The organism is Pseudoalteromonas sp. RW-H-Ap-1 (genome assembly GCF_048318575.1).
Lineage (GTDB): Bacteria > Pseudomonadota > Gammaproteobacteria > Enterobacterales > Alteromonadaceae > Pseudoalteromonas.
Genome location: NZ_CP166996.1, coordinates 2550748 through 2571992 on the forward strand (window position 1 = coordinate 2550748; position 21245 = coordinate 2571992).

The window sequence follows — 21245 nt, forward strand, 5'->3', positions numbered from 1 at the left end:
ATTTAGCATTAAGTATGCAAAAAGCCGCTTTGAAGCGGCCTTTAGAGGTGTTGATAATTTAATCAATCAACAAATTAATCGGTGTATGAACAACAATAATCTGCAAAATCACTTACTTTTACATGAAAGCTCACATTAGCATCAACGTTAAATGACTCACCCGCATTAAATGTTTTCCACTGTGTTTCACCAGGTAGTAATACATCCCACTGCCCTGCTAACAACTCCATGCACTCTTTTTGGTTAGTATTAAACTCAAATTCACCGGGTTGCATAAAACCCAAGGTTTTAGCCTCACCATTACCTAAAAGCACAGTACGGCTTGACACTTTGCCATCGAAGTACACATTGGCTTTTTTAACCACACTAACGTTATCGAACTTTGGCATGTTAACTCCTGTTGTTAATTTATAATTTTGTTGCCCCCACAGTGCCTGATACACAAAAACCTTGCAAGTTAAGTGCTGTGAAAATTACTCATCTAAAATCCAAAAGGTTAAAAAAGAACGACTTTATAGGGGAATTTGCTTCGAGCAACGGGATGCGAGTTTCGAACAGATCTTTTAGTAATTTATGCATAAAGAGGGCGATGAGACGCTACGCTTTAGAGAAGTGATGAAAAAAGTACAACTTATAAAAGAGCCCGCCCTGTTTTACACAGGACAGGCTTTTAAACTTTTAAAAGCCATAAAAACGCTTCGATTACGTTAAGCATTCTTAGAATTATCAGTAATTAAATTATCGTGATCGGGTGGTAAATCACTGAGTTTAATTGATTCCATAATTCGCTGTTGTGATTCAAGTGCATGCTTAGCCCATTTTTTATGCTTATCAGAGCGATCAACACGATGATTAAATTCAACCTCTAAAAATGCATGCTCACTTAATGGTAAACAATAAAAGTCTTGACGAGAACGCTTATTACTTTTCTTTATTTGATAAAACACCCATTGGCGATCATTAATAATTACTCCTTTAGCTGCCGGCAGTGGCGGATAACCATAAGATTCAACGCGCCCTAAAATTTCCTTTTTCAGTGCTTCGCCTTCCCATGGGTTTGCTCTTTTATTCGACTCTAGCTTAGTATCATTTTGAAGCTTAGTGTTATAACCATCTGACCCCCAATGATAATTATCATACTCATCAATTACAAAGCGTCTTAATTGCATAGTATCAAGAACATTGATTTTATTAGTTTGCTTAATTCTTAGTTGGCAACTAAACATGCCATACTCACTGCTTAGTAAATAACTTACTGGAGGCAAATACATCCAATTTTCAGTGAGTATATGAACATACTCATGGTAAAGGAACGTTTCTTTGTGTTGGTTAAACCAGCTTGTTGAATTATAAGGAAACGAGACATCAATGGTAGATGGTACAGCTGCGACATTGCTATCCGGCACATCGAGTGTTAATAGCTTCTCTTCTAAAATGAGGCGATGATGAATACAGTTGTCGAAACTAGGGCCTCCTACAAAACCACGATAAAACGCCTTAGCTAAATTAATCATTCTTAAAATTATCTGTAATTAAATTATCGTGATCGGGGGGTAAATCACTGAGTTTAATTGATTCCATAATTCGCTGCTGTGATTCAAGTGCATGCTTAGCCCATTTTTTATGCTTATCAGAGCGGTCAACACGATGATTAAATTCAACCTCTAAAAATGCATGCTCACTTAATGGTAAACAATAAAAATCTTGGCGAGAGAGACTGTTATTTCTTTTTACCTGGTAAAACACCCACTGGCGATTATTAAGTATAACTTCTTTGGCCGCTGGTAGTGGTGGATATCCTCGAGTCTCAATACGTCCTAAAATTTCTTCCTCTAACTCATCAGGCTCAAAAGGGACGGCCATTTTACTTGATTCTAACGTAGTGTCATTTTTAACTTCTGTATTTCTGCCATCAGGTCCCCAATGGAAGTTATCGTATGATTCAATCACAAAACGCTTTAATTGCACAATATCCAGTACATTGATTTCATTAGATTGTTTAATCCTTAGTTGGCAACTAAGCATACCATACTCACTACTTGGTAAATAGCTTACTGGTGGCAAGTACATCCAGTTTTTAGTAAGCATATGTACATATACGTGATGGAAATAATCTTCTTTGTGCTGATTAAACCAAGTTTTCGAATTATAGGGAAACGACACGTCAATGGTAGACGGTACAGCAGCAACATTACTGCTAGGCATATCAAGTGTTAACAGACTATCTTCTAGAATAAAGCGATAGTGGATGCAATTTTCAAAAATGGGCCCGCCAATAAAACCACGGTAAAAAGCCTTGGCTAATTTGATCATAATCGCGCATCCGTAGGCGGTAAAGTTTTAATAAACTTTCTTACTATATCGGCCTTTTCATTATTACCTAGCATTTCTAGCTGAGCTGCATAGGTGACTAAGCCTAAAAACGGTAAAGTGTGTGGGCTTTCGCCAACAGAGCCATCTGTAACCAGGCCTTTAAATTTCAGCGAACGTACTAAACTACTGGATGATATTTTACTGCGATCAGCTAAATTAGGCACTAAATCATAAGGGTTATTACGAACTGAGACAACTTTTACACCTACGCTATGTGCAATGCGTTTTAAACGTTCGACATTTGAGCCTGAGCCGTGCACGGCGAGTTGCTGACCTGTAAGTGACTTACCATAGTGAATACGATAATGCTCCAGTGCCGCACAAAAAATGATTGCCCCTTGGCTGTGAGCTAGCCATTTTACTTGTTTACCTTGCTGATTATTTTGTGCCAGCACAGCTGCTAAATGCTGAGCATTGTGGGATTTAGTCCCTGAACGCTTATCAAACGCGCACTCAATTAAGTCAAGTTTTGTATAATCGGTGGGGTTATGAAACAAAGTATAGGCTTTTATACCATCGCCCTCATAAGCTCTATCAAGGTGGGTGCCCATTAACCATGTGGCTTTGTTAAGCTCATTTTGCATACCATTAACCGCCGCATGCTGCGTTTTTATATGTGTGGTTGGAGTTGGTATTCGTTCCCAAGCTCCCTGTACTTTCTTTATTTCATCATCATTCATTGCTTTGTCGTATGTATGACTGCCTCTCCTTTTCACTTCATAAAGCATAGTACGCTCTGCAGAAAAATTATTTTTGGCTCCCTCTAATTGCTTATCAAATAATATATCGGTTATAGATATATTATTTGTTTCTAATGTATAACGTATTAAAAAATGATAATTACGAAATGGATATTTTGTTCGCCATAAACGGCGCAGCGGGTTACGGCTATGCTTAATTGAGTTTGTGGCATTAGGGTTCGCGCATATTTGAATGATATCGGCACTGACCATTTTTAAATCATAATCATTGAGCTGCGATAGCATAGCGAGAGCTTGGCAAGTAAATTTAACTTTATTAAATGGAAAATTAACGGGGAGATTAACACCAAAATCACGACAACTTAGCGCGTCAAGAGGGATTACAGAATGGGCATTGATAGTTTTATTGAGTTTTGACCAAGACATATTTCTTCCTTGTAAATGAGTCTGTGCCCGAAATGATACTGCAAACTAATTTTTAGAGCAAAAATAATTTTATGCTGTACTTACCTTCATTCGGACGCTTATCGGTCCTAGTAAATATTTAAAGTGGCTATTTATAGTGACAACTTAATTGTTTTAACGTTCTCCTTAAGTAGGACTTAAACTGCAGGTTGCGGCACAAAGTTTCAAACCTTCAACTTTTATAAAAAATTAGTGCTGACCTCCCTCCCATTGTGGGCTTCATTGTGAGTTAAACTGAAAACTGAAAGTTGACGGCACAAGTTCTCTCCATTAGGTTTCGCTGCGATGCCCTACCCAGCCTACAAAAAAGCCCGCCCTGTTATACACAGCGCGGGCTTTTAAATGTTAAAGCAGTCGCTTAAAACAATGCCTTTGCTTTGTTAACGATGTTTTCTACGGTGAAGCCGAAGAATTCAAATAGCTCGTTAGCTGGTGCCGACTCACCAAAGGTGGTCATACCGACTACAGCGCCATTTAGACCTACGTACTTGTACCAGTAATCAGCAATTCCCGCTTCAATCGCTACGCGACGAGAAACGCTTGCTGGTAATACGCTTTCTTTGTACTCAGGCGATTGATCTTCAAACGCATCAGTACACGGCATAGATACAACACGTACCTTTTTACCCTGCGCACGTAACTCTTTCGCAGAATCTTGCGCTAGTTGTACTTCAGAGCCGGTTGCAATCAAAATAAGCTCTGGGTTGCCGTCACAACTTAGGATGTAACCACCCTTTTTAACGTCGCTTAATTGCTGTGCATCACGTGCTTGTTGCTCTAAGCCTTGGCGAGTAAAGATTAATGAGGTAGGACCGTCTTTACGTTCAATAGCTTGTTGCCATGCAATTGCCGACTCAACTTGGTCACATGGGCGCCAGTTGTAAAGGTTAGGCGTTAAACGCATGCTGGCAATTTGCTCTACTGGTTGGTGAGTTGGACCATCTTCACCTAAACCAATTGAATCGTGCGTGTATACAAAAATGCTTGGTTGCTTCATTAATGCAGCCATACGTACTGCGTTGCGTGCGTATTCCATAAACATTAAGAACGTTGCACCGTAAGGAATAAAGCCTTTATGAAGTGCAATACCGTTCATAATTGCCGACATACCAAACTCACGTACACCGTAGTAAACATAGTTACCACTTGCATCGTCTGCAGTTAAGCCTTTAGAGCCATCCCAAATTGTTAAGTTTGAACCTGCTAAATCAGCAGAGCCACCCATAAACTCAGGTAGTAACGGACCAAATGCGTTTAATGCATTTTGTGATGCTTTACGTGATGCTGGGTTTGCAGGGTTTGCTTGTAACTGCTTAATATACGCTTGTGACTTTTCAGCCCAATCAGCGGGTAAATCTGAATTTGTACGGCGTTTGTATTCAGCAGCGAGCTCTGGGAATGCTTGCTCGTAGGCGGCAAATTTTTCATCCCAGCTTGCTTCAAGCTGTTGGCCTTTTTCTTTGTTATCCCACTGTGCGTAAATGTCAGCAGGGATTTCAAATGCATCACCCGTCCAACCTAAAAACTCGCGAGATGCTTTAATTTCGTCATCACCTAGTGGTGCGCCATGACAGTCGTGGCTACCTGATTTATTAGGTGAGCCATATCCAATTACTGTTTTACAACAAATTAGCGTTGGTTTGTCGGTCACGCTTTTTGCTTCGCTAATTGCAGCACTTACAGCATCGCTATCGTGGCCATCAACGTCGCTAATTACATGCCAGCCGTATGCTTTAAAACGTGCTGGTGTGTCATCGCTAAACCAACCTTCAACTTCACCGTCGATTGAAATGCCGTTGTCATCCCAAAATGCCACTAACTTGCCTAGGCCTAATGTGCCAGCAAGCGAACAGGCTTCATGAGAAATACCTTCCATTAAACAACCATCACCCATAAATGCGTAAGTGTGGTGATCAACAATGTCATGGCCTTCACGGTTAAATTGAGCGGCTAATGCTTTTTCAGCAATTGCCATACCTACGGCATTTGTGATCCCTTGACCTAATGGGCCCGTAGTGGTCTCAATTCCTGGCGCATATCCATATTCTGGGTGGCCTGGCGTTTTAGAGTGCATTTGGCGGAAGTTTTTAATTTCGTCCAGTGGTAAATCATAACCACTTAAATGCAATAGAGAATAAATTAGCATTGAACCGTGACCATTTGAGAGTATAAATCGATCTCGGTCAGCCCACTCTGGATTTGTTGGGTTATGTTTTAGATAATCGCGCCATAGTACTTCTGCGATATCAGCCATGCCCATAGGGGCTCCAGGGTGACCAGATTTGGCCTTTTGTACTGCGTCCATTGACAAGACGCGAATAGCATTTGCAAGTTCTTTGCGAGATGGCATGAATTCTCCTACCTTTATATGTATTTGCGCGGGTATTTATATACCTCCATTCTTACTTATTGTAGGGGCTGTGTGCAATTAAAAACCCATAAAAATAGGGCATTATGAATATTTTTTAAGAACCTTTTACTATTAGATATTTTATTTAGACGTCTAGGCGTAAAAAAACTATGCAAGTTCGCTTGTTTTAGATAAAATACGCGCCTTAATTTTTTAGCGCTAATACCGACGTTTGTGAAGCGCAATATTTGTGAGCATAATTACAATGGCAAAACATTTATTTACTTCTGAATCTGTTTCTGAAGGTCATCCGGATAAAATCGCCGATCAAATTTCTGATGCGGTACTTGATGCTATCCTAGAGCAAGACTCTCATGCCCGTGTAGCGTGTGAAACTTACGTTAAAACCGGTATGGTTATGGTTGGTGGTGAAATCACTACTAGCGCATGGGTTGATATCGAAGAAATTACACGTAAAACAGTACGTGAAATTGGTTACACACACTCAGATATGGGCTTTGATGCAGATTCGTGTGCAATTTTAAACACGATTGGTAAGCAGTCTCCAGACATCAACCAAGGTGTTGACCGTACAAGCCCTGAAGAGCAAGGCGCTGGCGACCAAGGCTTAATGTTTGGTTACGCATGTAACGAAACTGAAGTATTAATGCCTGCTCCAATTACTTATTCTCACCGTTTAGTACAGCGTCAAGCTGAGGTTCGTAAAAGTGGCGAACTTAACTGGTTACGCCCTGATGCAAAATCACAAGTTACATTTGCATACGAAAATGGCAAGCCAGTAGGTATTGATGCCGTTGTACTTTCGACTCAGCACAGCGAAGATGTATCGCAAAATGACTTAGTAGAAGCGGTAATGGAAACAATTATTAAGCCAGTACTTCCTGCTGAGCTTATTACTAGCGCAACTAAATTTTTCATTAACCCAACGGGTCGTTTTGTTATTGGTGGCCCAATGGGTGACTGTGGTTTAACTGGTCGTAAAATCATTGTAGATACATACGGTGGCATGGCTCGTCACGGTGGTGGTGCTTTCTCTGGTAAAGATCCATCAAAAGTTGACCGCTCAGCAGCTTATGCTGCACGTTACGTTGCTAAAAACATTGTTGCTGCAGGCCTTGCTGATAAGTGTGAACTTCAAGTGTCTTACGCTATTGGTGTTGCAGAGCCTACTTCTATCAGTGTTGAAACATTTGGCACAGGTAAATTAGAAGAAGCGCGTTTAATTGAACTTATTCGTGAACACTTTGACTTACGCCCTTACGGTCTAATTCAAATGCTTGATCTTGAGCGCCCTATTTATCTTCCAACAGCGGCTTACGGCCACTTTGGTCGTGACGAATTCCCATGGGAACGCACAGATAAAGCAGACGCGCTTCGCGCAGCAGCTGGTCTATAAGCCACTTAGCTAATATTTAAACGGCCCTTTTTAGGGCCGTTTTGCTATGTGTACTAAGTTAGTCGTAAAACAGTCTCGAACTGTTTAACATTTTAGGTATATACTCTGCTTATACAATAAAGCGTATTAGGGATAAAAAATGGCCGACAATTTTCGTGTTATATTTGTAGGACTTGCAGAAGGTGCAGACAGCCAAGCAGTGACCACTGCACTGACAGAAAAGCTGAAAACCTCGCCAGAAAAAGTGGCTGCTTTTTTTGATGGCAAACCGTTATTTGCCCCTTGCCCCAAAGATAAAGCACTCAAGCAAGCTAAGTTACTTTCAACGCTGGGGATTAAAAGCAAACTTCAGCAAGCTGCGGCTATACAAACGGCACCTCAAACAGCTTACGACAGCCAGCGAGATCAGCGCTTATTTGACGCCCTAGATTACATTACCAGTAGCCTAATTCGCCTTGAAGAAAAACTAGAAGATATTGAACAACGCCTCCCTGAAGTTGAATTATCATTACCTGATGAAAATAATGAAGTATGGGAAGATGACGATTTAATGCTTGATGAGCCTCTCTCTACTGAGCCCAAAAAACGCGGCAACCTTGTTTTATATTCGCTGATTTCTACAGCCGTAATATTGCTTATTGTACTTGCTATGTACTTATTATTTCCTAATTTATTCTCTTTTTAATTATGGTTAAGTTATTTAATGAGTAATAATCGCGCACAAATAAGACACGATATTCGTAAAGCACGTAATAACCTATCAAAAAAACAGCAAGAATTAGCCGCCGAATCGCTTAAAGTGAATTTTATTCAACACTTAAAAAGCATAGATTCGGCCAAAAAAAGTCATATCGCGCTTTATTTAAGTAATGATGGCGAATTAGATACCTCATTGTTAATTAATGAATTATGGAACACTGGCCAGGCTATTTACTTGCCCGTAATTCATCCATTTAATGGGGCTAATTTACTATTTCTACGCTATGAAAAAAACTCACCCATGAGAGCAAATCGCTATGGTATCTTGGAGCCTAAGTTGAACTGCTCTCAAATTTGCCCCTTACCTGAGCTGGATTACGTTCTAATGCCATTAGTGGCATTTGATAAATTTGGTAATCGCCTTGGAATGGGGGGTGGGTTTTACGATAGAACATTGGCACGTTTATACGAACATCATTGGCAACAACCGCAACTTATTGGCCTCGCACATGCGTGTCAACAAGTCGATGAGTTACCGATTGAATCGTGGGATGTACCACTAAAAACGATCATAACACCCGATAAAACCTACTGTTGGTAACAACTAATCTTGTAAACTAACAGCCTATTTTGACACCAATGAGCAGACAACAATGACACAAGATGAATTAAAAAAAGCAGCTGCGTGGGCTGCACTCGAGTTTGTAAAAGAAAACACCATAGTAGGTGTAGGTACAGGCTCAACCGTTAATCACTTTATTGATGCCCTAGGCACAGTTAAAGACACCATCGTTGGTGCAGTATCAAGTTCAGAAGCATCTACAGCGCGCTTAAAAGAGCTTGGCATAGAAGTGTTTGAGCTTAACGATGTAGCAGCACTTGATGTATACGTTGATGGCGCAGATGAAATTAACGCCTTAAATGAAATGATCAAAGGCGGCGGTGCGGCGCTTACTCGTGAAAAAATAGTAGCAGCAGTAGCAAAACAGTTTGTATGTATTGTTGATGATACAAAACTAGTCGATACCTTAGGAGACTTCCCTCTTCCGGTTGAAGTTATTCCGATGGCACGTAGCTACGTTGCCCGAGAGTTATTAAAACTAGGTGGTGACCCAGTTTATCGCCAAGGTGTAGTAACCGATAACGGCAACGTTATTTTAGACGTACATAATTTAAAAATTACCCATGCTAAACAGCTTGAAACACAAATAAATCAAATTGTTGGCGTAGTCACCAACGGCCTATTTGCGATGCGCGGTGCTGATAAAGTGATTATCGGCACTAAAAATGGGCCACAAATTAAATAGGATATGGTTATGAGTAAGGTATCGTTAGCAAAAGACAAAATTAAAATTCTCTTGCTTGAAGGTGTTCACCAAAGCGCTGTTGAAACGCTAAAACGTAACGGTTATAGCAATATCGACTACGTTAAAACATCGTTGCCAGAGAACGAACTTATAGAGCGCATTAAAGATGTGCACTTTGTAGGGCTTCGTTCTCGTACTCATATTAACGAATCTGTATTAAACGCAGCTGAAAAGCTAGTTGCTGTAGGTTGTTTTTGTATTGGTACAAACCAAGTAGATTTAAACGCAGCGCGTGAGCGCGGTATTGCGGTATTTAATGCACCGTTTTCAAATACTCGCTCTGTAGCTGAGCTTGTACTTGGTGAAATATTGCTGTTATTACGTGGTATTCCACAGCGTAATGCCGCTGCCCATCGTGGCGGCTGGTTAAAAACAGCTAATGGCTCGTTTGAAGCACGCGGCAAAACCTTAGGTATTATTGGTTACGGTCACATTGGTACTCAGCTGGGTATTATGGCTGAAAATATTGGTATGAACGTGGAGTATTACGATATTGAAGACAAACTATCTTTAGGTAATGCTACACAAGTACATAACTTAACGCAGCTGTTGCAACGCGCTGATATTATTAGCTTACATGTTCCAGAGACACCGCAAACTAAAAACTTGATTGGAACAGCAGAGCTTGCAGTGATGAAGCAAGGCGCTATTTTAATTAATGCTTCTCGCGGTACTGTGGTTGACATTGACGCCCTAGCTGAAGCACTAACAGAGAAGAAACTTAGCGGTGCAGCCATTGATGTATTCCCAGTTGAGCCTAAATCAAACGATGAAGAGTTTATTTCGCCACTACGTGAATTCGACAACGTTATTTTAACGCCGCACATTGGGGGCTCAACTCAAGAAGCACAAGAGAATATTGGTATTGAAGTAGCAGGTAAACTCGCTAAGTACTCAGATAATGGCTCAACTATTACAGCAGTTAACTTCCCTGAAGTATCATTACCAGAACTTGCCAACCGTAGTCGCTTGTTACATGTGCACCACAACCGCCCTGGCGTGTTAACGCAAATTAACCAAGCATTTGCTCAGCATGGTATTAATATTGCCGCACAGTACTTACAAACGGATGAAGCAATTGGTTACGTGGTTATTGACGTAGATACCGATCAATCTGAAGTAGCACTAAAAGAACTTAGTGCAGTTGAAGGCACAATTAGAGCTCGTATTCTTCACTAAATAATCAGCTATCAGCTATCAGCTATCAGCTAAAATAATAAAAGCCGTACTTGAATAATCAAGTACGGCTTTTTACATTAAACCGGAAGCTGGCAACTTAATCTATTATTTGCCTTTTACTTCTAAATTTATAAACTTAACCAGCTCTTCGGGTTGCCCTGCTAACATCATTAGCTGCTGATTTACTTCCATCATGGTTTTACCTTCAGGCAGTTTAGCTGAGACACTAAGCGAATTTAGACCTTTAGCAAAGTCAGTTAATGCTTGTGCTATTTCTTCGGTTACCGGCGCTTGTTGTAACTGTTGAGCCAGCATCATTTGCATTTGCTCTAGTGTCATACCTTGTTTGGCTAGCTCACTTTCTAGCAAGGTACTTAACTCACCTTGATTATTGAGCATTACACTCATAGTACGTGGCTCTAACTTGCTCATTGCTTGCATAATAAGTGTTTGCTGTTGTAACTCTTGCTCATAAGTAAGCGGGGTATCACCTGCTGTTTGCTGAGCTTTGCTTATTTCTAGTGAAGCATCCATAAGCGCTTTAGAATTAGCCAGTCCCATATTCATATCAATGCTGGCAATATCGTTAGCGTGTAGTTTAACAACTATATCGCTGTTTCCAGATTGCTCATCGTAATCTAATGATGAGTGTAAATCATAACTGGCCGAGGCAAGTTGTGTATTTGTATCTGCAGGCAGTGTAGCGACAAAACCTTCATCAAATTGGAAATTCTTTAGTGTAAAAGCAGTATGTGGCGAGATTTTATCGGTTTCGTATCCTGTCACTTCAACATGCTCAACTGTGGCAATATTTTTACCCTCAGGGCTAGTCACTTCTATATTACTAATAGCTACACTGTTTGAAATAACACTGGCCGATAACTCTGCGTAGTTAAAGCTAGCACCTGTTTGCTCGCTAACTAAAGCCAACTGCTTATCAACCTCAGCGCGTACCTCTTGTGTTGCTAAATAGTTTGCATAGCTTACGCCACCTACACCTGCAGCAATAATCGCGGCTGTAATCACTAATTTCTTCATGTTATTTCCTTATTCTGTATATAAGCGGTATTACTCTAAAGAGTAACATTGCTCGGCAGTCGCTGTAAGCGTTAATTTATTAAGCTAAGTAGCTCGTGCACGGTTTTAACTGGTGTTATTTTAGCACCTAGCCCTTCCATGGATTTATGGTAATTACGAAATGGGATAAATATTTCAGTAAACCCATGTTGCGCCGCTTCTTTAACACGGGGCACACCACTGTCGATTGGGCGTACATCACCGTTTAAACTCAACTCTCCCATAATACAGGTGGTTCGTGGAACAACGAATTCGTTTAAACTACTCAAAAGTGCAGTAACAAGCGCTAAGTCAATGCAGGTTTCTGATTCATCAATTTTTAAACCACCGACAATATTAAAAAACGTATCGTGGAATATTTTAGTTTTGGTGTGCTTACGTAAAATACCGGTAAGCATTTTAATCCGGTTCATATTTAAACCAACACACACTCGCTGTGGAAACTCTGCTTCGGTTTCTGTGGTTAAACACTGAATTTCAAGTAGTAAATTACGATTTCCCTTACGAATACAGGTAATCGTCGACCCTGGTGACTCGGTGGTTGAACCCGATAAGAAAATCTCACTGGGGTTATCCACACTGAGCATTCCGCGTTCACACATTTTAAAAATACCGACAGTATCTATATCACCAAAGCGATTTTTATTAGCACGCAGGGTGCGCACTTGACCATCGTTGGTATCAATATGTAACAGTGCATCAACTATATGTACTAAGGTTTGCGGGCCGGCTATTTCATTATTCTTATTTACGTGAGCAATAATAAACATAGTCACGTCGTTTTGCTTACAGTACTGAGTTAATGCCTGAGCAGCACTTTTCACCTGAGAAGGCGAACCAGGGCTACCATTTGCGGTATCGGTAACAACTGCTTGAATGGAGTCAATAACGGCAAATTTAATTTTGTTTTTATCAAGCTCTTCAATAATAGTTTCAACACTGGTCTCAGACAGTAAATAAAGTTCATCTTCGTTGTAATTAAGCTTTAACCGGTTAACCCTGTTTTTAAACTGCGACAGGGACTCCTCAGCAGTACAGTAAAGTGATGGCATACGCTGAGACATTCTTGCCACTAAATCAGATAGCAGCGTTGTTTTACCCGCCCCAGGATCGCCAGAAATAATATTAACTGAGCCGGTGGTTACACCGCCGCTTAGCACACGATCTAGCTCACCAATTTCAGTAAGCTGTTTTTCAGCCTCTGCGGTTGCTACATCATTAATTTTTTTAGAACCACCACCAATGCCGCCTGCATAGCCACCTACACTTGCACGAGCAGCTACCTTTTTATTTTGCCCTGCAGAGGGTTTAAACTCTGCTAAAGTGTTCCATGCGCCACAGCGACACTGACCTTGCCAGCGTTGATAGTTCATGCCACATTCTGTACAAACAAACTCTACTCTTGCCGCTTTAGCCATTTAAACCTTACCTACTATTCTTTATTTTGAGATACACAGTGTTAAGCGCTTATTTTGCCATTGCTGGCTTTGTCTTAGCAACAGCGTCTCTTGTGGAACAGTGCATTTAGTATCACACTCACAGTATACTAATGTAGTTTCACTTAACCTGCTTTAAGGCATGATTTTTGCTTTAAAAGGCTAAGGAACTCTTGCCAATTAATTGGCTATTAGAAAATAACAATAAACACAAAGTATAGTTACGCATAGTATTATGGCCGCATTTAGCGGCTTTGCGAGATTCGATTTATTAAATATTCTAATAAATAATTGTAACAGTATACCTACTTTTTAAATTAGACGGTGACGATTTATAAATGGCTGATGACGTATTGCTCAAGCATGAAGCGCTTGTAGATGAATTAAAACAGTATTTAGGAAATCCTAAATTTGATCTCATTTTCAAGACAAAAACCGCCGAGTTAACTAAACCCGAGCAGTTTTTAATAAAAATGGAAATGTCGCGTTTATCTCAGCCGATAGACCGTTTTATTGATCTGCGTAGTTTAGTCACTGGTCAAGTAAAACCTTATGAATACAAAGGCAAGCAGCACTTTATGGATGACACCGCTATTGAAGTATTTGAAGCGGCTATAAAACAACATAAAGATTACACTCTTGCAGTATACGAAGCGGTAATGAATACCGAAAATAATTATCGCGTATTACAACAAAAATCAACGACTACCCCACCTAAAGAAATTGAATCATCGCGCGAATTGTCTACCGATGTAATTAAATTTGCAGCTTATGAAAATCGCAGTGAAGAGCGGATGAATTACTCAATTAAAATTACTATTGAGTATGACGGACAAGCAAAAATCGATGCAAGTACCTCTGATATTTCAATCAGTGGCTGTAAAATTAAGTTAGCGTCGCGCTATCGCTTAAAAAAAGGTCAGCTTATAAATATGCACCTAGTAGGCTTAGAGCAAGATTTTCAGCTTGGCCTCAAAAGTGGCGTTAAATATGAAGTCGTTGCAATAGAAAACACCTCAGAAGAATTTAATCATATCCGCTTGAAGCGTACATTTGAAGAAAATAACAGCGCGTTTGATCGTTTTTTAGAAAGTTTTATTCATGGCAATAAACGCCGTTATAAAGTGAATTTAGATAACACCCTCGATGCGGTTATTTCTAAAGGGTATGAACAATATTATATACCTAGGGTTAATTCTTTATATGTTTTTATTAGCCAGCAAAACGGCGTTTATTATCCTAGCCTGAGCTTAACTACTGAAAACAGTTTATTTATTCAGCGTTATTTTACTGATGAACGCAAAAAATCATGCCTTTACAATGTGTTAAATCATAAGCGTATTCGTACCTTGGCGCTAAAACCGATTGCAGTAAAAGAAGAGTATTTGTATACCTTTACCCATGTCTCTGCAGGAAAAATTTATTATTACTCAGCCACTCGCTCAGAGCTTGAGCAACAAGCAAAATTAAAAGCGTTATTTTTTGGTTTTGGTAGCCGTAGAGACAGTTGGCGCTGCTTTAAATTACAACTAATGCCGAGCCACACTGAAGATGCTTATATTCCTTTATCTTTACCTAACTCTTTAGGCAAAGATATTGAAAAACTAAATAAACCACCTTCACCACGTGTTGAAGGCGCAATAAAAGACGTTAAGTATTTAATGCTACTTACCCAAGTTGGTAATGAGCATGAACAACAACATTATCAACAATATGAATTTGATAAAGCCTTAGCCAATAAATTGAAATATTTTGGCCACAGTAAGCACGCATCGCCACCGGAACTCAATACTGTGCCTCTAGAGTATGTAAATCTTCGCTCTAATAAACGCTATTTATACAAAACTAATGTTGTGATTAATACTCGTGATGCGGTATTGCATGGGCATACCCGTGATTTTTCAATATTTGGCTTACAGCTAGAGTGCAATCAAGAAGTGAACTTTAAAAAAGGCGATATTGTTTCGCTATCATTTCCTGATTTGCAAAAAATTACTAAAAACTATTCATTAAATCTTATTCAATATGAAGTAATGGCTGTGAGTAAATCGCTGACTACCATTAATTTGAAAGCGCATGTAGATAAAGGCTCATCTCATACTGGCGTCGATTTTTTTACTCTTTTAATAAGTAGCAATAAACAAAAATTAAAAGTAGCAGAAGAATCACCTAAAGTACCCGGGCTTTCTACAGCCCTCAGAAATATGGTAACCAAAACGCTTTGCCAGTTTCCGATTTATTTACATAAATCAATGGCGCACTTTGAAATTGGCGCTATGGGATTTGGTTTATATCCAAGCCCACTGCATATTATTTTGCAAAATTTTTCCTTGTTAAATGCTAAAACAGACTTATCGGATATTATTACTAAAGCGCATATTATTGATGTGATCACCCCTAATATTAAAGAGCGTACCCGCCAAGATCCGCCATTAGAGTTTAGTTTAATAATTAACTTTGATCCTAAAAAAGATAATATAGCGGATGCTATTACCAGCCAATGTGTTTTAGGTACTGACTGCAGCGAGTTTAAACAGCAAGTAAGAAAAGGGCTTAAATCTGAGCTGATTTTTATAATGCGTTTATATATTTCACGCACTGGTCGACTTGATACTGACTACCTAGCAAACGAGCTAAAATACGTCAGCCAATACGCAATTCACAAGGCCAAAGACTTAGAGGATGCTTTGTGGTCTGTATCAGGTGTTGGCGATATTATTGATGTCAGTGATGAAGCGCTTGAGCATTTAGCGCTCAACCAACAACAGGTTGAGCAAATGTCTAGACGAAAGCTCATCTGGTTAAATCGTTTACGTTAAACCTGTGATGGGTTTAACGGAACCGCCAGCATATATAACAGTTGCAATAACGAGCCTTGGCAAATAGCTGCTTGGGCTTGCTCAACGACTTTTGGTTTACCATGTACAGCAACGCCTAAGCCAGCTTGAGCCATCATTTTTAAATCGTTTGCGCCATCGCCAATGGCAACCGTTTGGCATTTTTCAAGCCCCAGCTTTTGTTGTAGCATGTTTAAAACAACCGCTTTTTGCTCAGCATCAACAATCCCACCTAACACTTTACCTGTTAGTTTATCGTCTTTAAATTCAAGCACATTGGCATGCACTTCATCTAAATTAATCAGCTCCTGTACTCGCTCAGCAAACGGCACAAAACCGCCCGATGCAATCGCTAAATACCAATCATGGTGTTTTAAAATTTGGCATAGCGCTTTGATACCGGGCATTAAAGGCAGTGTACTTTTAAGCTCATCAATTAAACTCTTTTCGATGCCTTCAAGCTTGGCAACACGTTGATATAAGCTTTCACTAAAATCAAGCTTGCCTGCCATTGCCTGCGCGGTCACGCTGGCAACCTCGTCATATACATTAGCCAAGCGTGCAATTTCATCAATACACTCAATAGTAATGGCTGTTGAATCCATATCCATTACCAATAACCCAGTTTTTTGTAAATCAGGGGGACAGGTTACTTGCACTAACTGACACGCCAAAGTGTTTGCAAAAGTTTGAAGTTCGAGAGGGTTTATTACGTGCTCTGCATTTTCTATATAAAAACATAATGCCGGAGATAACCCTAAATCTGGCTGATATTGACAAATAGCCGTTACTTTTTGCTGGTGAGCCGCAAAGAACTCAATAATGCTATTAATATGCTGAATATTAAAATCACCGCCAAATGCAATACTAAATAACCCTTGGTTTCTGTTTGGTGTTGTATTTAGTGGTGTAAAAGCACCTTGTTGGTAGCTAAACCATTTATTAAGAATAAGTGATGATGATAATAGCTCAGCGCTTTGCTGTGCCATGTTCGCGTTCGACATGGGATCTCCGTTTATATTTCCTGACATTTAGCTCATTGATAATAAGGATATGAGATACAAAATTCGCCATCAGGGGGGATTTAGGGTTATAGTGTAGTTGTAACATCAAATCAAAATGCTGTCAGCAGCATAAACGGTGACTATGAAAAATAACCATCTTAAAAATCCACTTACAGCCTCGCAAAAAAAGCGTTTAATTCGTTTATTATTAGCCGCTGGCTGCTTTGTATTATTAAGCTGGGTAGGAATAAACAGTAGCTTTCAAAGCCATCAACTACTATATGATAGTGCTAATAGTGCAGCCAAGTCACTCACTCAGTTTATGGCACTGAATGCCAAAAACCCGCTGATAGAGAAAAACAAATCGCAGCTCACCACCTTGTGCAACAATATCAGTAAAGATGAGTTTGTTCTTTCAGCCACCATTTATGATAAACAAGGTGTAGTGCTTGCAAGCAGCGATAACTGGCAATCACATCATGTATATGGCTTACTACCAGACTCATCGCCTGGCATTAGTAAGTTAAAAACACCGTTTGTTGAACAAGTTATTTCTGACGACAATCGCCCTATTGGCTTTGTATCTATTACCTATTTAACGCGTGCTGCGGTATCTTCAAGCCATAACCATTTTCACGATTTAGGCCGCCAAGTATTACTTATGCTAGTGATTGCCTGTATTTTTACTTGGCAATTAGGCCGAGGGTTAAAACGCTGGCAAGTAAATCGTTATATACAAAAAACGTCAGAACACGAATCATAAAGCTGCTCAGCTAATCGATATTTATCGCTATTTGGCTTTAAAGCATAGAGCGCATCAAACACATTAGGAATATGCAATGGGGTATTTATTTCCCCCTGATAACCATTTAGCGGCATTGAAGGTGAATCAGTCTCAAGCACTAAATGCTGTGACTCAAGCTTTGCTACAACCGCACGCGTTTTAGCAGCCCGCTCATAGGTGATAACCCCACCCACTCCAAGCTTAAAGCCCATTTTTATATAGTACTGTGCTTGTTGTATTGAGCCTGAAAAAGCATGGATCACACCGCCATTCTTAGGTTTACAACGCTTAAACGATTGCGCTATTAAATCATGGCTTTGTCTGTGATGCACAATCAGCGGTAACTCAAGCTCATTAGCAAGCGCTATTTGTTGCTCAAACAGAAAGGTTTGTTTTTCAAGATTTTCGATACTGCGATCGAGACCGCATTCCCCAATAGCCACCAGCTGAGTTTTGTTTGTTTTAGCAAAGTTATGTAGTGATTCTAAGTGCGATTGCTGATGTTGCGCTAAAAAGTAAGGATGTAGCCCTGCAGCTATTCTAATTTGTGGGTAGGTTGCTTTAAACTCGAGTAATTTTTGAGATTGCGCCAAGCTGATACCTGGCACAATAAATTGATTAATGCCCTTTGCTACACAGGCACTAATAAGCGATTCGCGATTTGTATCAAACTCACTAAAATCGAGATGACAGTGCGAGTCTATAAATTGCAAAGCTAGCAGCCAACTAAGGGTTTAAGCGCGTTATTTGCCAGCTATTGTCGGCTTGACGCTGATACATAAAGCGATCATGTAAACGATGCGCTCCGCCTTGCCAAAACTCAATTTTTTGTGGCACAACACAATACCCGCCCCAAAAGTCAGGGAGCGGAATTTCACCTTTAGCGAATTTGTTTTTCATGTTGGCAAAGGTTTCCATTAGCACTTTACGCGACGAAACTGGACGGCTTTGTTGCGACGCCCATGCGGCTAATTGACTTTCTTTAGGTCGAGATAAAAAGTATTTAGCAACAGCCGATGTAGGTAATGGCTGCGCTTCACCATACACAATTACTTGGCGCTCCATGTGGTGCCATGGAAAGTGCAAGGAGATTTTATTATTGCCTTTAAGTTCTTGTGCTTTACGTGAACCGGTATTAGTAAAAAACACAAAACCGTTATCATCTAAATGCTTTAGCAACACAATACGCTGTGAAGGCTGACCTGTTTCATCAACCGTAGCAACCACCATTGCTGTAGGGTCGGGCAAGTTACTGCCAACAGCATGCTCAAGCCAAGTTTCAAACTGCTTAAACGGATCATCAAGCAAGTTGTCTTCACTGAGCGCATCTTGCAGGTATTCACGACGAATATCTTCGAGTTTCATAAAATTCCCTCTAGGTTCTAGGCTATATGTTGGGTTTCGTTGCACTCAACCCAACCTACAGAAAAATCCACCTAAGTGTTTAGCCTAAGACAAGGCGGAGTGCTTTTTATGCCAAGGAGCATACGTTTTTGTATGTGACTTAGCATTTTTGGGTTTCGCTGAGGCTCAACCCAACCTACAGCAAACTCTGTATCTGCAAGTGTAGGAGTGCTGACAAGGCGGCGTGCTTTTTTATGCCAAGGAGCATACATTTAGTATGTGACTTAGGCTAAAAAAGCACAACAACGCAGTCAAAGCGAACTACACGCAGCAGACGTTCACCTAAGTAGTTTAGTCTAAGATAAGGCGGACACTCGACTTATCCCTATGAGCATACGTAGTTGTATGTGATTAGGGTCAGTCGAGTGGACAACGCAGTATTAGATTAAAATACGACGGTGATTACATTTGCTCCATGACTTCGATACCTAGTAGATCTAAGCCTGTCCGCAGCGTATCTGCCACTAAATTACACAACACTAAACGGCTATCACGAACACTTGGCTCTACGCCCTCTTTAAGTACTGGGCAAGCTTCATAGAATGTCATGTATAGGCTAGCTAGTTCGTATAAGTAACCACATAATACGTGCGGTGTGGCTTCATTGATCATCAGATCAAGGACTTCTTCTAACTGCAATAATTTAAGCGCAAGGGTCTTCTCTTGCGGCTCAATAATACTTACATCGGCTTTTAAGCTTGCAGCATCAACGCCAGATTTACGGAAAATGCTGCGAACACGCGTATACGCATATTGTAAATAAGGGGCTGTTGCGCCTTCAAAGCCTAGCATGCTGTCCCAGTTGAAAATGTAATCGCTGGTACGGTGCTTAGAAAGATCTGCGTATTTAACCGCGCCAATACCCACTTTACGAGCAATTTCACTACGATCTTCGTCAGATAAATCTGATTCACGCTCAGCGAGTTTGGCTGCTGCGCGAGTGATTGACTCTTCAAGTAAATCAGCTAATTTTACCGTGCCGCCTGTACGGGTTTTAAATGGTTTGCCATCAGCGCCCATCATGGTGCCAAATGGGCAAAACTCGTAACTGGTTTCATCGCGTAATAAACCAGCTTTACGCGCAGTAAGCTCCACTTGATTAAAGTGAAGGCTCTGGCGCGCATCAACAAATATCAAAATACGCTCAGCGCCTAGTTTGTTTGAACGATAATCACACGCCGCTAAATCAGTAGTTGCATATAAGAAGCCGCCACCTGATTTTTGCACGATAAACGCTGAAGGCTCACCGTCTTTATTTGCCAGCTCATCTAAAAATACCACTTGTGCGCCTTGCGACTCTACTGCAATATTTTTATCTTTTAATAGGCTAATAATATCGTTAAGTTCACTGTTATATGCACTTTCAGCCATAATGTCGGCAGGCGTAAGAGTTACGTTTAAACGCTTGTATACTTCTTCAGAGTGCTTCACTGAAGTGGCAATAAATAGTTTCCACAGTTTTTCACAGTGTGCGTCGCCACCTTGCAGTTTAACTACGTAGTTACGTGCTTTATCGGCAAAACCTTCTTCGTCGTCAAAACGCTTTTTAGCATCGCGGTAAAAGGTTTCTAAATCAGCAAGCGCAACAGTATCTAAATCAACACCTTGGTTAATTTGATCTTCTAAATGCGCGATTAGCATGCCAAATTGTGTGCCCCAATCACCCATGTGGTTTTGACGAACAACAGTATCGCCTCTAAATTCAAGTGCGCGAACTACTGCATCACCAATAATAGTTGAACGTAAATGACCTACGTGCATTTCTTTTGCAAGGTTAGGCGATGAGTAATCAACCACTACTTTTTGTGGTTTGGTGTGCTCATTTACCGCTAGTTTTGCGTGGTTATTAGCAGCTTGTACGCTTTGAGCTAAAAACTCCGGCTTTAAGTGAATATTAATAAAACCAGGGCCAGCAATTTCCGTTTTTTCGGCAATGTCACTCACATCTAACTGATCAATAATTTTTTGCGCCAATTCACGCGGGTTGCTTTTCATTTTTTTAGCTGCGCCCATCGCGCCATTAATTTGGTAATCACCAAACTGTGGGCGTGTGCTTTGCGTAACCGCTGGGTTGGTATCTTCAGGTAGGCCTGCGGCAGTCATAGCGGCAATGGCTTTTTCTACTAAAATAGTACGAATATTCATTATATTA

The 21245-nt window shown here is 40.4% G+C and carries 18 protein-coding genes; 7 read left to right on the forward strand and 11 right to left on the reverse strand.

Features of this window, described 5'->3' with window-relative positions; genetic code table 11:
• Nucleotides 1-74 precede the first annotated feature (74 nt).
• From AB8618_RS12265 to tkt, 5 genes are all read right to left on the reverse strand, one after another.
• On the reverse strand, nt 75-389 hold the full coding sequence (locus tag AB8618_RS12265; protein ID WP_024602085.1) for a pyrimidine/purine nucleoside phosphorylase: 315 nt from the start codon (nt 387-389) through the stop codon (nt 75-77).
• Between the two features lie 318 nt (nt 390-707).
• Nucleotides 708-1514 carry a hypothetical protein gene (locus AB8618_RS12270; RefSeq protein WP_409423751.1) on the reverse strand — a complete coding sequence of 269 codons (807 nt, stop codon included), beginning with the start codon at nt 1512-1514 and terminating at the stop codon, nt 708-710.
• On the reverse strand, nt 1507-2313 hold the full coding sequence (locus AB8618_RS12275) for a hypothetical protein (protein ID WP_409423752.1): 807 nt from the start codon (nt 2311-2313) through the stop codon (nt 1507-1509). The genes AB8618_RS12270 and AB8618_RS12275 overlap by 8 nt, the downstream gene beginning before the upstream one ends.
• Nucleotides 2310-3500: a hypothetical protein gene (locus AB8618_RS12280; RefSeq protein ID WP_409423753.1), complete on the reverse strand. Its 1191-nt coding sequence runs from the start codon at nt 3498-3500 to the stop codon at nt 2310-2312. The genes AB8618_RS12275 and AB8618_RS12280 overlap by 4 nt, the downstream gene beginning before the upstream one ends.
• Nucleotides 3501-3897: 397 nt before the next feature.
• On the reverse strand, nt 3898-5889 hold the full coding sequence (tkt, locus tag AB8618_RS12285; protein ID WP_413400683.1) for a transketolase: 1992 nt from the start codon (nt 5887-5889) through the stop codon (nt 3898-3900).
• Nucleotides 5890-6154: 265 nt separating this feature from the next.
• Here tkt and metK point away from each other — a divergent pair, with 265 nt between their 5' ends.
• From metK to serA, 5 genes are all read left to right on the forward strand, one after another.
• Nucleotides 6155-7306 carry a methionine adenosyltransferase gene (gene metK / locus AB8618_RS12290; protein WP_008110316.1) on the forward strand — a complete coding sequence of 384 codons (1152 nt, stop codon included), beginning with the start codon at nt 6155-6157 and terminating at the stop codon, nt 7304-7306.
• A 139-nt stretch (nt 7307-7445) separates the two neighbouring features.
• The gene (locus AB8618_RS12295; protein ID WP_198523598.1) at nt 7446-7991 is read left to right on the forward strand and encodes a hypothetical protein; all 546 of its coding nucleotides are present in this window, start codon (nt 7446-7448) and stop codon (nt 7989-7991) included.
• Nucleotides 7992-8009: 18 nt separating this feature from the next.
• Entirely contained in the window at nt 8010-8606 is a 597-nt protein-coding gene (locus AB8618_RS12300; RefSeq protein ID WP_413400684.1) for a 5-formyltetrahydrofolate cyclo-ligase, read from the forward strand.
• A 52-nt stretch (nt 8607-8658) separates the two neighbouring features.
• The gene (gene rpiA / locus AB8618_RS12305; RefSeq protein ID WP_413400685.1) at nt 8659-9312 is read left to right on the forward strand and encodes a ribose-5-phosphate isomerase RpiA; all 654 of its coding nucleotides are present in this window, start codon (nt 8659-8661) and stop codon (nt 9310-9312) included.
• Between the two features lie 9 nt (nt 9313-9321).
• On the forward strand, nt 9322-10551 hold the full coding sequence (gene serA / locus AB8618_RS12310) for a phosphoglycerate dehydrogenase (protein ID WP_413400687.1): 1230 nt from the start codon (nt 9322-9324) through the stop codon (nt 10549-10551).
• A 105-nt stretch (nt 10552-10656) separates the two neighbouring features.
• Here serA and AB8618_RS12315 read toward each other — a convergent pair whose 3' ends face one another.
• Both AB8618_RS12315 and radA read right to left on the reverse strand, forming a co-directional pair.
• Complete coding sequence (locus AB8618_RS12315; RefSeq protein WP_413400688.1) at nt 10657-11589, reverse strand: hypothetical protein; 933 nt, start codon at nt 11587-11589, stop codon at nt 10657-10659.
• Between the two features lie 71 nt (nt 11590-11660).
• Nucleotides 11661-13046, reverse strand: a complete 1386-nt coding sequence (gene radA / locus AB8618_RS12320) for a DNA repair protein RadA (RefSeq protein ID WP_178956483.1) — start codon at nt 13044-13046, stop codon at nt 11661-11663.
• Between the two features lie 356 nt (nt 13047-13402).
• Here radA and AB8618_RS12325 point away from each other — a divergent pair, with 356 nt between their 5' ends.
• The gene (locus AB8618_RS12325; protein ID WP_413400689.1) at nt 13403-15883 is read left to right on the forward strand and encodes a PilZ domain-containing protein; all 2481 of its coding nucleotides are present in this window, start codon (nt 13403-13405) and stop codon (nt 15881-15883) included.
• On the opposite strand, the gene serB is transcribed toward AB8618_RS12325, so the two are convergent.
• Nucleotides 15880-16905, reverse strand: a complete 1026-nt coding sequence (gene serB / locus AB8618_RS12330; RefSeq protein WP_413400690.1) for a phosphoserine phosphatase SerB — start codon at nt 16903-16905, stop codon at nt 15880-15882. The genes AB8618_RS12325 and serB overlap by 4 nt on opposite strands.
• 142 nt (nt 16906-17047) lie before the next feature.
• Between serB and AB8618_RS12335 the strand changes: the two genes are divergently transcribed.
• Nucleotides 17048-17668, forward strand: coding sequence for an AhpA/YtjB family protein (locus AB8618_RS12335; protein ID WP_008110298.1), 621 nt, complete (start codon nt 17048-17050; stop codon nt 17666-17668).
• On the opposite strand, the gene AB8618_RS12340 is transcribed toward AB8618_RS12335, so the two are convergent.
• From AB8618_RS12340 to argS, 3 genes are all read right to left on the reverse strand, one after another.
• Nucleotides 17635-18402 carry a TatD family hydrolase gene (locus AB8618_RS12340; RefSeq protein ID WP_409423759.1) on the reverse strand — a complete coding sequence of 256 codons (768 nt, stop codon included), beginning with the start codon at nt 18400-18402 and terminating at the stop codon, nt 17635-17637. The two genes, AB8618_RS12335 and AB8618_RS12340, sit on opposite strands and share 34 nt — an antisense overlap.
• 13 nt (nt 18403-18415) lie before the next feature.
• Entirely contained in the window at nt 18416-19054 is a 639-nt protein-coding gene (pdxH, locus tag AB8618_RS12345; protein ID WP_013465698.1) for a pyridoxamine 5'-phosphate oxidase, read from the reverse strand.
• Between the two features lie 441 nt (nt 19055-19495).
• The gene (gene argS, locus AB8618_RS12350) at nt 19496-21238 is read right to left on the reverse strand and encodes an arginine--tRNA ligase (RefSeq protein WP_413400691.1); all 1743 of its coding nucleotides are present in this window, start codon (nt 21236-21238) and stop codon (nt 19496-19498) included.
• Nucleotides 21239-21245 lie beyond the last annotated feature (7 nt).

What these genes read in the sequence shown, in the direction of transcription:
- serA (WP_413400687.1), top strand. Translation starts at nt 9,322, where the DNA reads ATGAGTAAGGTATCGTTAGCAAAAGACAAAATTAAAATTCTCTTGCTT.
- AB8618_RS12325 (WP_413400689.1), top strand. Translation starts at nt 13,403, where the DNA reads ATGGCTGATGACGTATTGCTCAAGCATGAAGCGCTTGTAGATGAATTA.
- serB (WP_413400690.1), bottom strand. Translation starts at nt 16,905, where the DNA reads ATGTCGAACGCGAACATGGCACAGCAAAGCGCTGAGCTATTATCATCA.
- AB8618_RS12280 (WP_409423753.1), bottom strand. Translation starts at nt 3,500, where the DNA reads ATGTCTTGGTCAAAACTCAATAAAACTATCAATGCCCATTCTGTAATC.
- tkt (WP_413400683.1), bottom strand. Translation starts at nt 5,889, where the DNA reads ATGCCATCTCGCAAAGAACTTGCAAATGCTATTCGCGTCTTGTCAATG.
- AB8618_RS12270 (WP_409423751.1), bottom strand. Translation starts at nt 1,514, where the DNA reads ATGATTAATTTAGCTAAGGCGTTTTATCGTGGTTTTGTAGGAGGCCCT.
- AB8618_RS12275 (WP_409423752.1), bottom strand. Translation starts at nt 2,313, where the DNA reads ATGATCAAATTAGCCAAGGCTTTTTACCGTGGTTTTATTGGCGGGCCC.
- AB8618_RS12295 (WP_198523598.1), top strand. Translation starts at nt 7,446, where the DNA reads ATGGCCGACAATTTTCGTGTTATATTTGTAGGACTTGCAGAAGGTGCA.
- pdxH (WP_013465698.1), bottom strand. Translation starts at nt 19,054, where the DNA reads ATGAAACTCGAAGATATTCGTCGTGAATACCTGCAAGATGCGCTCAGT.
- rpiA (WP_413400685.1), top strand. Translation starts at nt 8,659, where the DNA reads ATGACACAAGATGAATTAAAAAAAGCAGCTGCGTGGGCTGCACTCGAG.
- AB8618_RS12300 (WP_413400684.1), top strand. Translation starts at nt 8,010, where the DNA reads ATGAGTAATAATCGCGCACAAATAAGACACGATATTCGTAAAGCACGT.
- AB8618_RS12265 (WP_024602085.1), bottom strand. Translation starts at nt 389, where the DNA reads ATGCCAAAGTTCGATAACGTTAGTGTGGTTAAAAAAGCCAATGTGTAC.
- AB8618_RS12315 (WP_413400688.1), bottom strand. Translation starts at nt 11,589, where the DNA reads ATGAAGAAATTAGTGATTACAGCCGCGATTATTGCTGCAGGTGTAGGT.
- metK (WP_008110316.1), top strand. Translation starts at nt 6,155, where the DNA reads ATGGCAAAACATTTATTTACTTCTGAATCTGTTTCTGAAGGTCATCCG.
- radA (WP_178956483.1), bottom strand. Translation starts at nt 13,046, where the DNA reads ATGGCTAAAGCGGCAAGAGTAGAGTTTGTTTGTACAGAATGTGGCATG.
- AB8618_RS12335 (WP_008110298.1), top strand. Translation starts at nt 17,048, where the DNA reads ATGAAAAATAACCATCTTAAAAATCCACTTACAGCCTCGCAAAAAAAG.
- argS (WP_413400691.1), bottom strand. Translation starts at nt 21,238, where the DNA reads ATGAATATTCGTACTATTTTAGTAGAAAAAGCCATTGCCGCTATGACT.